The 12,534-nt window shown below is 72.0% G+C and carries 14 protein-coding genes; 5 read left to right on the top strand and 9 right to left on the bottom strand.

The features are described from left to right. Nucleotides 1–98: 98 nt before the first annotated feature. From GQF42_RS28855 to GQF42_RS28840, 4 genes are all read right to left on the bottom strand, one after another. On the bottom strand, nt 99–1,034 hold the full coding sequence (locus tag GQF42_RS28855; RefSeq protein ID WP_158924641.1) for a hypothetical protein: 936 nt from the start codon (nt 1,032–1,034) through the stop codon (nt 99–101). After that, entirely contained in the window at nt 1,031–1,387 is a 357-nt protein-coding gene (locus GQF42_RS28850; RefSeq protein ID WP_158924639.1) for a PadR family transcriptional regulator, read from the bottom strand. The genes GQF42_RS28855 and GQF42_RS28850 overlap by 4 nt, the downstream gene beginning before the upstream one ends. A 159-nt stretch (nt 1,388–1,546) precedes the next feature. Further along, nucleotides 1,547–1,774, bottom strand: a complete 228-nt coding sequence (locus GQF42_RS28845; RefSeq protein ID WP_158924637.1) for a hypothetical protein — start codon at nt 1,772–1,774, stop codon at nt 1,547–1,549. Between the two features lie 17 nt (nt 1,775–1,791). Continuing rightward, entirely contained in the window at nt 1,792–2,946 is a 1,155-nt protein-coding gene (locus GQF42_RS28840; protein WP_158924635.1) for an inorganic phosphate transporter, read from the bottom strand. 209 nt (nt 2,947–3,155) lie between these two features. Between GQF42_RS28840 and GQF42_RS28835 the strand changes: the two genes are divergently transcribed. From GQF42_RS28835 to GQF42_RS28825, 3 genes are all read left to right on the top strand, one after another. Continuing rightward, nucleotides 3,156–3,554, top strand: coding sequence for a helix-turn-helix transcriptional regulator (locus GQF42_RS28835; protein ID WP_158924633.1), 399 nt, complete (start codon nt 3,156–3,158; stop codon nt 3,552–3,554). Between the two features lie 111 nt (nt 3,555–3,665). Continuing rightward, nucleotides 3,666–4,082: a VOC family protein gene (locus GQF42_RS28830; protein ID WP_067129055.1), complete on the top strand. Its 417-nt coding sequence runs from the start codon at nt 3,666–3,668 to the stop codon at nt 4,080–4,082. Between the two features lie 55 nt (nt 4,083–4,137). After that, nucleotides 4,138–4,902 (top strand): VOC family protein, encoded by a 765-nt coding sequence (locus GQF42_RS28825; protein ID WP_158924631.1) that lies wholly within the window; start codon nt 4,138–4,140, stop codon nt 4,900–4,902. A 221-nt stretch (nt 4,903–5,123) separates the two neighbouring features. Here GQF42_RS28825 and GQF42_RS28820 read toward each other — a convergent pair whose 3' ends face one another. From GQF42_RS28820 to GQF42_RS28805, 4 genes are all read right to left on the bottom strand, one after another. Continuing rightward, entirely contained in the window at nt 5,124–5,456 is a 333-nt protein-coding gene (locus tag GQF42_RS28820; protein ID WP_158924629.1) for a DUF952 domain-containing protein, read from the bottom strand. Nucleotides 5,457–5,485: 29 nt separating this feature from the next. Beyond that, entirely contained in the window at nt 5,486–6,070 is a 585-nt protein-coding gene (locus GQF42_RS28815) for a dihydrofolate reductase family protein (RefSeq protein WP_158924627.1), read from the bottom strand. Between the two features lie 308 nt (nt 6,071–6,378). Beyond that, on the bottom strand, nt 6,379–7,557 hold the full coding sequence (locus GQF42_RS28810) for a family 2 encapsulin nanocompartment cargo protein polyprenyl transferase (RefSeq protein ID WP_158924625.1): 1,179 nt from the start codon (nt 7,555–7,557) through the stop codon (nt 6,379–6,381). Between the two features lie 112 nt (nt 7,558–7,669). Then, entirely contained in the window at nt 7,670–9,076 is a 1,407-nt protein-coding gene (locus GQF42_RS28805) for a family 2B encapsulin nanocompartment shell protein (RefSeq protein ID WP_158924623.1), read from the bottom strand. Between the two features lie 281 nt (nt 9,077–9,357). Here GQF42_RS28805 and GQF42_RS28800 point away from each other — a divergent pair, with 281 nt between their 5' ends. Together GQF42_RS28800 and GQF42_RS28795 are read left to right on the top strand one after the other, a co-directional pair. After that, the gene (locus tag GQF42_RS28800) at nt 9,358–9,951 is read left to right on the top strand and encodes an N-acetylmuramoyl-L-alanine amidase (RefSeq protein WP_158924621.1); all 594 of its coding nucleotides are present in this window, start codon (nt 9,358–9,360) and stop codon (nt 9,949–9,951) included. A 41-nt stretch (nt 9,952–9,992) separates the two neighbouring features. Next, on the top strand, nt 9,993–10,907 hold the full coding sequence (locus GQF42_RS28795) for a 1-aminocyclopropane-1-carboxylate deaminase/D-cysteine desulfhydrase (RefSeq protein ID WP_158924619.1): 915 nt from the start codon (nt 9,993–9,995) through the stop codon (nt 10,905–10,907). Here the strand turns inward: GQF42_RS28795 and GQF42_RS28790 are convergent. Then, a complete protein-coding gene (locus GQF42_RS28790; RefSeq protein WP_158924617.1) occupies nt 10,883–12,484 on the bottom strand; it encodes a Na+/H+ antiporter in 1,602 nt (533 codons plus the stop codon). The genes GQF42_RS28795 and GQF42_RS28790 overlap by 25 nt on opposite strands. Between the last annotated feature and the right edge of the window lie 50 nt (nt 12,485–12,534).

The following is a 12,534-nucleotide window of genomic DNA, read 5'->3' as shown; positions in this document are numbered from 1 at the left end:
CGACGGCGAACACGCCGGCGGTGGGGTCCGTGACGACGGTCCGACTGTCGCCCCTGCAGATCCTCACGCGCGATGCCGAGCGCACCGCACGGACCGTCCTACGCCGCGCTCGGCGGTGCCGGCCGGGTGCGGTGCCTGCGTGCGCGCAGGACGGCCACGGCCGCGCCGACCAGCAGCGCGAGCAGGGCGCCCGCGCCCGCGGGTGAGAGCGGGAACAGCAGTGGCACCGTCATCTGCACCGCGGTGGGCAGCAGAGCCACCGCCAGGCCCGCGGGAGCCCGCCGGTCCCGCCCACTGAAGAGCAGGGCGACGGCGAGGACCCCGGCCCAGAGCGTGTGCACCGCACGGGGTCCACCCGGCAGGGCGTGGTAGATGCCGAAGAGCTGCGCTCCCCACAGCAGGACGGCCAGGGCCCCGGCGCCCGCGATGGCGGCGTGCTGTGACCGGGAGAGCCCGAGCAGGTCCCTGGGCGCGGCGAGGACGACGGCGCCGGTGAGCAGCGGCACGACCAGGCTCAGCACCGCGGCCGACTGGGCAAAGGGGCCGCCGGGGTGGGCGAGCAGGAGGAGAGGGACATCGGCCAGCCGCAGCACCGTCGCCGGTACGGCCAGCGTCCCTGCCGCGGCCCAGCGCCCGGTCCAGACCGCCGCGAGCGCCACCAGCCAGAGCAGCGGCACGAGAACCTGGTCGGCAAGGACGACCACGTCCGGGAACGAGGACCACGACAGGGTCCGGACGCCGGGGACGAAGAGCCACAGCATGTTCACCACACTGCCGCCCGCCGCGACGGCAACGGCCGACGGAGCCGCCTGGGCCAGGACCTGACCGGCGGTCCGGTCGGACCCCAGCCCGGTACGCCGGCGCAGCCCGTGCCCGGCGACATCGAGCGCCTCGCGCAGCCGGCCGAGCGGGCCGGCGCCCTGCGTAGCCTCGGCGTAGATCGCGGTCAACTCGGCTTCGTGCCGGGCGCGATAGGCGGCCGGGTGACAGCGCAGGGCCCAGCGCAGGGCGCGCGGCGGATGCTGCTCCCTCATGCCAGGGCCCCCTTCGGGCGGACGGCGAGGACGCGGCGGGCGGCCAGGCGGCGCTCGGCCTCGGCGACGACGGTACGCAGCCGCTCGGTCTCGGCGGCCAGGGCGGCGCGGCCGGCCTCGGCGAGCGCGTAGACCTTGCGGGCCCGGCCGTCGACGACCTCCTCCCGCTCCACGCGGATCAGGCCCTGTTGCAGCAGCCGGTCCAACGCGCCGTAGAGCGTGCCGGTGCGCATCCGCACCCGGCCCTGCGAGATCGCGTCGATCTCCTGGATCAGTCCGTAGCCATGCCTGGGCTCGTCGGCCAGGGCAGTGAGCAGGAGCAGCGTAGGCTCCTGAAGCGGTCGGTCACTCATGCCGCCTATATATATCGGTGAACGACATATGCTGTCGAGCGACTTATTGAGCCAACGAAGATCTTTCGACGCATGCGACGAGCAGGGGCCCGACCGGTTCACCGGTCGGGCCCCTGCAGGTGTTCCACCGCGCAGCGCCGCCGCGGTGTGCTGCCGCCGTCAGTGGAACTGCGGCACGATCAGGTAGATCCCGTACGCCACCACCGCCGCGCAGGCGAGGAAGGACAGCGCGGCCTGGGCGCGGCCGGACGTGCCGGTACCACCGTCACGGGCGGCTTCCGCGCGGGACAGGCCGAGGACACCGAAGGTGAAGACGGCGACCACGGCGACCGTGGTGCCGAGGCTGACCGCGGCGACGCGGCCGAGGGCGGACCAGTCGACATGCATGCGGGGCTCCTCGAAGCTCAGGCGGCCTTGCCGACGTTCGCCGGGGCCGGGGTGCGGAGGCTGACCTCGTGGTGGTCGTTGACGTTGTCGGCGCGCACGGGGTTGCGGCGGGACGCGGCCACGATGACCCCGGCGAGGGCGAGAGCCACCAGCGCGATCACGGCCGTACCGGCGTTGCCGCCGTGCTTGACCACACTCGCGGCGAGGCCGCCCACCAGCGCCGCCGAGGGCAGCGTGATCAGCCAGGCCAGCACCATCCGGCCGGCCACGCCCCAGCGGACCTCGGCCAGCCGCCGGCCCAGACCCGCGCCGAGGATGCTGCCGGAGGCGACCTGGGTGGTGGACAGCGCGAAGCCGAGGTGGGCGGAGGTGAGGATCACCGCCGTGGACGCGGTCTCGGCGGCGAAGCCCTGCGGGGACTGGATCTCCGCCAGGCCCTTGCCCATGGTGCGGATGATCCGCCAGCCGCCCAGGTAGGTGCCGAGCCCGATGGCCACGCCCGCCGTGCCGATCACCCAGACCGGCGGTCCCGCGTCGCGGTGGAGCGCGCCTGCCGAGATCAGGGTCAGCGTGATCACGCCCATGGTCTTCTGCGCGTCGTTGGTGCCGTGCGCGAGGGAGACCAGGGAGGCGGAGGCGATCTGCCCCAGCCGGAAGCCCTTCGCGACCGAGTCCTGGCGGGCGCGGGCGGAGAGCCGGTAGGCGAGGTAGGTGGCGACCAGGGCCGCCACGCCAGCCACCACGGGAGAGGCGACGGCGGGGATCAGCACCTTCTCGACAACCTTGTCGAAGTGCACACCGTGCGAGCCCGCACCGACCCAGACCGCGCCGATCAGACCGCCGAAGAGGGCGTGGGAGGAGCTGGAGGGCAGTCCGGCGAGCCACGTCACCAGGTTCCACAGGATCGCCCCGACCAGCCCGGCGAAGATCATCGCCGGGCTGACGAGTGTGTCGTCCACGATGCCGCCGGAGATCGTCTTGGCGACCTCGGTGGACAGGAACGCCCCGACGATGTTGAGGACTCCGCTGACCAGGACCGCTGTCCGCGGCTTGAGCGCCCCGGTGGCGATGGAGGTGGCCATCGCGTTCGCGGTGTCGTGGAACCCGTTCGTGAAATCAAACGCCAGTGCTGTGACGATGACGACCGCCACGAGGAACGTGATGTGGTCCATTCCCCAAGGCAAGCAAGGGCAGGCCAATGCGCGGAGAACTGAAGGCTAACGGCGTGTCGAAGATGGGGAAGTCTGTTGTGCGTTCCTGTCGGAAAACGTTTGGGCAGCGCTCGAGGAGACGTTTGGGCGGCGCCCAGGCAGGCCGTGCGGGACGGCGCTCGGGAAGACGTCCCCTCCTCGGTGTCAGTGCCCTGTGCCAAGCTGTCGGCGTGACCCTGGAGGACCTCAGACGGCTGCGCCGGGTGCGTGACCGGATGGACCGCGAGTACGCCGAGCCGCTCGACATGACCGAGCTGGCCCGGGGCGCCCACATGTCCCCCGGCCACTTCCAGCGCAGCTTCCGCAAGGCCTTCGGGGAGACGCCGTACAGCTATCTGATGACCCGCAGGATCGAGCGGGCCAAGGCGCTGCTGCGCCGGGGTGATCTCACCGTGACGGAGGTGTGTCTCGCCGTCGGCTGTACGTCGCTCGGCTCCTTCAGCTCCCGCTTCACCGAGCTGGTCGGAGAGACGCCGAGTGCCTACCGGGCCCGCGACCACCGGGAGAGCGCGGTGATCCCGTCCTGTGTGGCCCGTACGTTCACCCGCCCCCGCCGTCGCCCCTACTGAACCCGTCCCTACTGAACCCGTCCCTGTTGAGCCCGTCCCTGTTGAGCCCGGCCCTGTTGGCTCTCGACCGACTCGCGCGCGCCGCGGTCCGGATGGGCCTAGCGTGAGCCTATGGACGTGAAACTCAAGACCTGCTTCATCGCGGTGGACGACCATGACAAGGCGCTCGCCTTCTACCGCGACGTGCTCGGCCTCGAGGTCCGCAACGACGTGGGCTTCGAGGGCATGCGCTGGGTGACCCTGGGCTCGCCGCTCCAGCCGGACGTCGAGATCGTGCTGGAGCCGCCCGGCGCGAACCCGGACGCCTCACCCGCCGACCGGCAGGCGATGGCCGAACTGCTCGCCAAGGGCATGCTGCGGGGCGTCCTCTTCACGACCGAGGACTGCGACGCGCTGTTCGAGCGGGTGCGGGAGTCCGGCGCCGATGTACTCCAGGAGCCGACGGACCAGCCGTACGGCGTGCGCGACTGCGCCTTCCGGGATCCGGCGGGCAACCAGCTGCGATTCCTCCAGCGGCCCGCCGAGTGACGCGTGCCGTGAATTCCCGGCGGTCTTCCGGCGGTTCGCGCCTACACTCCGGGGCGTGACCATTCGCTGGACGTACGCCTTCGCCGACCGCCCCGCCGACCGCCTGTCCGAGGCGAGTGCCTTCTGGACGACGGTCACCGGCACCCGGGCGTCCGAACCCCGGGGCGAGCAGGGTGAGTTCATGACCCTGGTGCCCGACGCGGCCGACTGGGCGGATGCCTGCGTGAAGCTCCAGGGGGTCGCCGAGGGGGACGGCGGCGCCCATCTCGACCTGTGCACCGAGGACGTAGGGCAGTTGGCCGGGGCCGCCCGCGGACTCGGCGCGGATCTCGTGGCGGACCACGGCGACTGGGTCGTACTGCGCTCTCCCGCAGGGCAGTTGTTCTGTGCGGTGCAGTGGCACGGCGAGGCGGTACGGCCGCCCGTGGTGGCGGGCAGCCGGCTGGACCAGGTGTGCCTCGACATCCCGCCGTCCGCGTACGCCCCCGAGTCGGAGTTCTGGGCCGCTCTCACCGGCTGGGACCGGCTCACCGGGTCCCGGCCGGAGTTCGAGGTGCTCAGGCCGCCGGCCGCGCTCCCCGTACGGATCCTGCTGCAGCGGCTCGACGCCGAGCGCCCCGCCTCCGCCCATCTCGACCTCGCCTGCGCGGACATCGCCGAGGTCCGCGCCCGGCACGAGCGACTGGGGGCCGTCGCCGTGCACCACGGCCCGCACTGGTCGGTGATGCGCGACCCGGCAGGCGGCGTCTACTGCCTGACCGGCCGGGACCCGCAGACGGGCGGCCTGCCGAGCACCGGTCGTCGGCCCGGCGGTCACTAGGTCCTGCCGTCGGACTCCCGCCGTCCGCCCGGAGGACGGGCCTCGCGGCGTCAGGTGCGTGCTCCCGGGGTGCCGGGTCCCGGCCCTCGTGCTGGACGTACTCGGGCCCGGGCCCGGTGCGGCGAGAGGGCGTGCACGGCGTCGCGGGGCAGGCGGGAGTTCGACGCCAGGGCCCAGGCCGGCATCGGGCGACCGCTACGCGCGAGACGCGACCGGCCCGCTCACTTCCAGGGCTCCACGTCCACCACGGCGTCGGCCGGGACCGGCCCGTACACATGCGGGAACTCCTCCCCGCCGGGCTCCACCGCCTCGTACTTCACCGGCGCGCCGACCAGGGCCGGGTCCACGACCAGTACGACCAGTTCGTCCGGGCCGTCGTAGTCGCCGTAGAGGAAGGCGGCGATGCGCGGGAGCTGCTCGCGGGTGGAGAAGTGGATGAAGCCCTCCTCCTGGAGCGTGCGGCCGCGTGTCGACAGCTCATAGGTGCCGCGCGCACGAGCCGCTTCCCACAGGGAGCGTTCGGTGATGTGGAAGATCCGGGGCAGTTTCGGCATGCGCCCACGGTACGGCGCCGGCGGCGGGCTCAGCGCTTCCTTTTGTACGTCCGCACGATGGCCCCGTTGGTGAAGGTGCGCACCCCTTCGAGGCCGAACTCCTTGATGTCGAGGCCGGTGCCGAACATCGGCATGCCGGTGCCGTAGACGATCGGGTAGCTCTTGATGACGAGTTCGTCGATCTCGTCCAGCAGTTCACCTGCGATGTGCGAGCCGCCGCACAGATAGATGCCGAGGCCGCCCTCCTCCGCCTTGAGTGCGCGGACCCGGCCGGTCAGGTCGTCGGCGATGATCTCGACGTTCGGGTCCGGGGACGCGCCGAGCGTGCGGGAGGCGACGTACTCGCGCAGGTGGGCGTAAGGGCTGGTGACGCCCTCCTTCAGGGCCAGGTCGTAGCTGGCCCTGCCCTGGATGAGGGTGTCGAACCGTTTGTTCTCCAGGTCACCGAGGCCGAGCGCCGCACGGGCGTGGGTGGGGATGGTCTCCGGGAACTCGGTCTTCAGGAAGTCGAGGTACTCCTCGTCCAAGAAGCGGAGCATCGCGGAGCCGTCGCCGTGCTCGTCACCGATGAAGCCGTCGAGCGAGCAGGCGATGAAGTAGGTGAGCTTGCGCAAACTGATCCCTTTTCTGCAGGACTTGACGGGATGCGGCGCGGCGTCCGGGTGGCCGAAGACCTGACCACTGCATCTGTAGTGGTTCAGTTGTAGTGACAGGGAGGCTGCGACCGCAAGGCATTTCGGGGGACGCGTTCGGTACGGCCTCAAGTGGGAGGACGGCTTCCGAATCCATGCAAACGGCGGGCCTCGCACACTGTGGGGATGTGCGAGGCCCGCCTGGCCGGAGCCCCCGTGACCGCGCGGGGTCAGGAGCCGCGCGGGTCCGGGGACTCCGGATTCCTCCCGGCCGCCGTTTCCGGCAGCCGTCAGCTGCTGCGCCGGGTCACGAACTCGGCAAGGGCCAGCAGTCCACCCGCCGCCTCGGGGTCGGGGACAGCCCGGGCCAGCTCCTGCATCACGCGGGCCATCCGGTCGGCCGCCTCGGCCTGCGCCCAGTCCCGGCCGCCGGCCCGCTCCACGGCCAGTGCCGTGCGCGCGATGCCCTCGGCGTCCCCGGCGACGTACGGCTTCCCGTACAGCTCGGCCAGCTCCGCCGCCGCCTCGGTGCCGGACGTGAGCGCCGCCACCACCGGCAGCGACTTCTTGCGGGCCGCGAGATCCGCGCCGGCCGGCTTGCCGGTGCGCTCCGGATCACCCCATATCCCGATGACGTCGTCGATCAGCTGGAAGGCGAGCCCCACCTGGCGGCCGAAGCCGTCCAGCGCCGCCACCTCCTCCGGCCCGGCGCCCGCGTACAGCGCGCCGAGGGCGCAGGCGCAGCCCAGCAGCGCGCCGGTCTTGGCCTCGGCCATGGCGAGCACCTCGTCGAGGGTGACCTCGTCCGGGGCGCGGTGCTCCATGTCCGTGTCGGTGTGCTCTCCGGCGCACAGCTCCACGACGCAGTTCGCGAGCCGGGCCGCGGCCGGTCCGCCGGCCGGGTGGGCGTCCTCGGCGAGCAGTCGCAGGGCCAGCGCCAGCAGGGTGTCCCCGGCGAGGATCGCGTCGGTGTCACCGAACACGGTCCAGGCGGTGGGCTGGTGCCTGCGGGAGGTGTCGCGGTCCATCACGTCGTCGTGCAACAGCGTGAAGTTGTGGACCAGTTCGACCGCCACCGCTGCCCCGACGGCCGCCGCTCGGGCCGCCGGGCCGCCGAGGGCCTCGGCCGCGGCCAGGACGAGCGCGGGCCTTATGGCCTTGCCGGCGTTGCCCGCCGCCGAGGTGCCGTCGGCGTTCTGCCAGCCGAAGTGGTAGAGCGCTATCCGGCGCATGGAACCGGGCAGCGACTCCAGGGCCGCGCGCAGCTCCGGGTCGACCAGGGCCCTGGTGCGCTCCAGCAGGGCCAGTGCCTCCTGCCCCTCGGCCGGCTCTGTGCCGTCGCCGTCCGGCGCCCTCTGCTCCTGCTCCGGCCTGCCGGTACCGCCCCGCGCGTCCCCCGCCGCGCCCGGACGGGGCACGGCGGGGGACCGCTGTTCGCTCTGCGTCGTCTCCGTCATGAACTCGGCCATGTCTCCCCCTTGCCAGGTCCGCGCACGCCGGTGTCACCGGCCCGCCCGGACACGTGTGCCGAGGGTCTACCCGCCCCGGCGGGCGAGAACACGGCCGCGAAGTGCGGAAACGTCACCTCCACCGGCCGATCTCGACGTTCTCCAGCACGCCGAGCGCGTCCGGCACCAGCACGGCGGACGAGTAGTAGGCCGTGACGAGGTAGTTGATGACTGCCTGTTCGTTGATGCCCATGAAACGGACCGACAGGCTCGGCTCGATCTCGTCCGGGATGCCCGACTGCCGCAGGCCGATGACGCCCTGGTCCTGCTCGCCGGTACGCATCGCGATGATCGACGTCGTGCGCTCCGGGGTGACCGGGATCTTGTTGCAGGGGTAGATCGGCACACCGCGCCAGGTCGGGATGCGGTTGCCGCCGATCTCGACGGTCTCCGGTACCAGGCCCCGCTTGTTCAGCTCGCGGCCGAACGCGGCGATCGCGCGCGGGTGGGCCAGGAACAGCTTGGTGCTGCGACGGCGGCTGAGCAGCTCGTCCATGTCGTCCGGGCTGGGCACGCCGTCGTGCGGCTGGATCCGCTGGTCGTACTCGCAGTTGTGGAGCAGCCCGAACTCGCGGTTGTTGATCAGCTCGTGCTCCTGGCGCTCCTTGAGCGCCTCGACCGTGAGCCGCAGCTGCTGCTCGGTCTGGTTCATCGGCTGGTTGTACAGGTCGGCCACGCGCGAGTGGACGCGCAGCACGGTCTGGGCGATGCTCAGTTCGTACTCGCGGGGCCGCGCCTCGTAGTCCACGAAGGTGTGCGGGATGTCGGGCTCGCCGGAGTGGCCGGCCGCCAGCTCGACTTCCTTCTCGCCGTACTTGTTGGTCGCCTGCTCGGGGATCGAGCGCAGTTGCTCGAGGTGTGCGCGCAGGGAGTCCGCGCGCTCGGCGACCTGCTGGAAGTCCTGGCGGCTGAGGATCAGCACCGTGGTCGCGGTGTCCGCGCGGGCGGTGAACTCCCAGATGGCGTCCGGGTCGAGCAGGGCCTGCTCGCCGAAGTAGGCGCCGTCGGCGAGGACCCCGAGGACGGCGTCGTCGCCGTACGGGCCCGTGCCGATCTTCTCGACCCTGCCGTGCGCGAGCAGGTAGACCTCATTGGTCTGGTTGCCGAAGTCGGCGATGACCTCTCCGGGAGCGAAGTCGCGCTGACGGCAGCGCCGGGCCAGCTCCGTCAGCACTTCCTCGTCCTCGTAGGCGCGCAGGGCCGGCAGCTCGCCCAGCTCGGCCGGGATGACCTCGACCTGGTCCCCGGTCTTCACGAAGGTGATGCGGCCGTCGCCGACGGCGTACGTCAGCCGCCTGTTCACGCGGTACGTGCCGCCCTGTACATCCACCCACGGGAGCGTGCGCAGCAGCCAGCGGGAGCTGATCTCCTGCATCTGCGGAACGGACTTGGTGGTGGTGGCCAGGTTCCGCGCGGCCGCTGTGCCGAGGGACTGCTGGGGCTTGCCCTCGTCCGTGCGGACCTCTTCGCCTACCGACATAAGGAAATGTCCTCCCATGTATGCCCGGTGCCGGATCGCACGCGCACCGGTCTCGAGGCCGAGCCTTCCATCACGGAACGCGCCGTCGCCATTACCCGAAAGAGCGGGAATGGATCATTGAACTCCTGGGCATAAAGGGGGACTTCGTACAGACCCCACGGGGCCGCCGACCCACGCCACCTGGCCGGATCGGCTCGCACGGCGTGCGAACCAGGTGGTCCGGGACGCCTGCTTTTCGGTAGAGGTTCGCTGCGGGACGAGGCGCGAGTGAAGGAGACGGCATGGCCCCACCCATGTCCGCGAGCACGTTTCTGGACGTTCTGCTGGCGGAGGGCGTCAGGGTCGCCGAGGCCGGCGACTGGCGGCACCACAACCGCAACCACAAGGGGCCGTGGGGACCGGTGCACGGCGTGATGGTCCACCACACGGTGACCCTGGGCGGCGCGCGCACGGTCCAGGTCTGCCGGGACGGCTACGAGGGGCTGCCGGGCCCGCTGTGCCACGGTGTGATCACCAAGGACGGCACGGTCCACCTGGTCGGCCACGGCCGGGCCAACCATGCCGGGCCCGGCGACGACGAGGTCCTGCGCGCGGTGATCGCCGAGACGGGGCTGCCGCCGGACACCGTGGCGGACACCGACGGCGACCGGCACTTCTACGGCTTCGAGTGCGAGAACCTGGGCGACGGCGTGGATACCTGGCCGAAGGCCCAGCTGGAGGCGATCACCCGCGCCGCGGCGGCGGTGTGCCGCCGGCACGGGTGGTCGCAGCAGTCGGTCATCGGCCACCTGGAGTGGCAGCCGGGGAAGGTGGACCCGCGCGGCTTCGACATGGCCTGGCTGCGGGAGCGGGTCGGAGCGCGGCTGCAGGGGTAGTACCACCGCGGCCGGGCACCCGGGCCGGGCGACAATGGAGCGTGACCAGCCTCGACGCCCTCGCTCCCCGGCTCCCCTCGCCCCTGCAGGAGGTGCGGGACGAGCGGTTCGGGCGGCGCGGGCTGCGGCTGCTGCTCAAGCGCGACGACCTCGTCCACCCGGAGCTGATCGGCAACAAGTGGCGCAAGCTGGTGCCGAACATCGCGGCGGCGCACGGCCGGCCGCTGGTCACGTTCGGCGGGGCCTACTCCAACCATCTGCGGGCCACCGCCGCCGCGGGCCGCCTCCTCGGGCTGCCGACCACCGGCGTGGTCCGCGGCGAGGAGCTGGCCGGCCGTCCGCTCAACCCGTCCCTGGCCCGGTGCGCGGCCGACGGCATGCGGCTGCACTTCGTCGACAGATCGACGTACCGGCGCAAGACCGAGCCGGACATCCTGGCCGCGATCCTGCGCGCGGCCGGTGTCGAGGAGGCGTACGTCGTCCCCGAGGGCGGCAGCAACAACGCGGCCGTGCGCGGCTGCCGGGCCCTCGGCGAGGAACTGCGCGGGCACGCCGATGTCGTGGCCGTCGCCTGCGGCACCGGTGGCACGCTCGCGGGGCTGGCCGCGGGTCTGGCACCCGGGCAGCGCGCGCTCGGCGTACCGGTCCTCAAGGGCGGCTTCCTGGAAGCCGACATCCAGGCACTGCAGGAACGTGCCTTCGGCCGTCGTACCGGCTCCTGGTCGCTGGAGGAACGCTTCCACTTCGGCGGGTACGCCCGTACGACCCCCGCACTGCATGCGTTCGCACGGGACTTCGAGGACCGCCACGGGCTGCTCGTCGAGCGTCTCTATGTCGCCAAGTTGCTCTACGGACTTGTCACTCTCGCGGAAGAAGGCGCCTACGCGCGCGGGACGACGATCGCCGCCGTGGTCACCGGTCGGCCGTTCCCTCAGGCCTGGCCCGCCTCCCGGTAGGCCGCCGCCTCCTCCAGGTCCAGACGTCTGAGCAGGACGCGCAGCATCTCGTCGTCGAGGTAGCGGTGGTCTCGGAGCTTGACGAAGACCGCGCGTTCGGCGCTGATCATCTCGCGGGAGAGGCGGCGGTAGGTCTCGTCGACCGACTCCCCGGTGACGGGGTTGGTCTGGCCGAGCCGCTCCCAGACGGCGTTGCGGCGGCGCTCCAGGACCGTGCGCAGGCGGTCGGCGAGCGGCGGGGGCAGATCGTTGCGCTCGTCGCAGAGGAGTTCGTCGAGGCGTCTTTCGGCCGCTCGTGACGCCTGGGCCTGGGCGTTGGCCTCGGCGAGCGTCTCGGCCTGCCGGTCCCGGCCGGGAAACCGCATCAGGCGGATCAGCGGCGCGAGCGACAGGCCCTGCACGACCAGGGTGCCGATGACCGTCGTGAAGGTCAGGAAGAGGATCAGGTTCCGCTGCGGGAAGGGAGCGCCGCCGTGCACCGTGAGCGGGATCGAGAACGCGATGGCCAGGGACACCACCCCGCGCATGGCGGCCCACCCCATCACGACCGGTGCCCGCCACGTGGGGTTGTCCTCGCGCTCCCTGATCCGGCGGAAGAGCGCGCGGGGCAGGAAGGTCGCCGGGAACACCCACGCGAAGCGGGCCGCGACGACCACGGCGAAGACCGCGAACGCGTACCAGGCCGCGTCGGCCCCCTGGTACGCACCCAACCCCTTGAGCACGGTCGGCAGCTGCAGGCCGATCAGGGCGAAGACCGCCGACTCGAGCAGGAAGGCGACCATCCGCCACACCGCGTCCTCCTGCAGCCGGGTGGCGAAGTCGACCTCCCACGCGCGGTGCCCGAGATAGACGGCGACCACCACGACCGCGAGGACGCCGGAGCCGTGCAGCTGTTCGGCGACGCCGTAGGCGACGAACGGGATCAGCAGGGAGAGGGTGTTCTGGAGCAGGGCCTCCTTCAGGTGCGTGCGCAGCCAGTGGATCGGCACCATGAGCACGAGTCCGACGAGCACACCGCCGACCGCGGCCCGCAGGAACTCCTCGATGCCGCTCGCCCAGGTGGCGCCCTCGCCGACGGCCGCGGCAAGGGCCACCCGGTAGGCGGTGATCGCGGTGGCGTCATTGAGCAGGGACTCGCCCTGGAGGATGGTGGTGATCCGGGACGGCAGGCCGACCCGGCGTGCGATCGACGCCGCCGCGACCGCGTCCGTCGGCGCCACCACGGCGCCCAGCACCAGCGCGGCGGGCAACGGCAGCCCCGGCACGACGAGATAGGTGACCCAGCCGACGACGAAGGTCGCGAAGAGCACGTACCCGATGGACAGCAGCCCCACGGGCCGCATCTGGGCCCGCAGGTCGAGGTACGAGCTTTCGGTGCCCTCCTTGTACAGCAGCGGGGGCAGCACCAGCGGCAGGACGATCGCCGGGTCCAGCGTGTAGTGCGGGATCCCGGGGACGTACGAGACGGCCAGGCCCACCGCGACCAGCAGCAGCGGTGCCGGCACCGGTGTGCGCCGGGCGACCCCCGCGATACCCGCACTGCCCGCCACCAGCAACAGCAGCGGCATCACGTCCATGGTCCTCGCCCACCCTCGTTTTTCGCGCGGCCACCCGCACACCCGTCGTA

This window comes from Streptomyces broussonetiae, assembly GCF_009796285.1.
Lineage (GTDB): Bacteria > Actinomycetota > Actinomycetes > Streptomycetales > Streptomycetaceae > Streptomyces > Streptomyces broussonetiae.
This window is presented reverse-complemented; position numbering and strand designations above follow the sequence as displayed.

Bases quoted from the DNA above. Each gene is read 5' to 3' on its own strand.
- GQF42_RS28800 (WP_158924621.1), top strand. From the start codon at position 9,358: ATGGCCCCACCCATGTCCGCGAGCACGTTTCTGGACGTTCTGCTGGCG.
- GQF42_RS28820 (WP_158924629.1), bottom strand. From the start codon at position 5,456: ATGCCGAAACTGCCCCGGATCTTCCACATCACCGAACGCTCCCTGTGG.
- GQF42_RS28790 (WP_158924617.1), bottom strand. From the start codon at position 12,484: ATGGACGTGATGCCGCTGCTGTTGCTGGTGGCGGGCAGTGCGGGTATC.
- GQF42_RS28805 (WP_158924623.1), bottom strand. From the start codon at position 9,076: ATGTCGGTAGGCGAAGAGGTCCGCACGGACGAGGGCAAGCCCCAGCAG.
- GQF42_RS28840 (WP_158924635.1), bottom strand. From the start codon at position 2,946: ATGGACCACATCACGTTCCTCGTGGCGGTCGTCATCGTCACAGCACTG.
- GQF42_RS28830 (WP_067129055.1), top strand. From the start codon at position 3,666: ATGGACGTGAAACTCAAGACCTGCTTCATCGCGGTGGACGACCATGAC.
- GQF42_RS28850 (WP_158924639.1), bottom strand. From the start codon at position 1,387: ATGAGTGACCGACCGCTTCAGGAGCCTACGCTGCTCCTGCTCACTGCC.
- GQF42_RS28810 (WP_158924625.1), bottom strand. From the start codon at position 7,557: ATGGCCGAGTTCATGACGGAGACGACGCAGAGCGAACAGCGGTCCCCC.
- GQF42_RS28845 (WP_158924637.1), bottom strand. From the start codon at position 1,774: ATGCATGTCGACTGGTCCGCCCTCGGCCGCGTCGCCGCGGTCAGCCTC.
- GQF42_RS28855 (WP_158924641.1), bottom strand. From the start codon at position 1,034: ATGAGGGAGCAGCATCCGCCGCGCGCCCTGCGCTGGGCCCTGCGCTGT.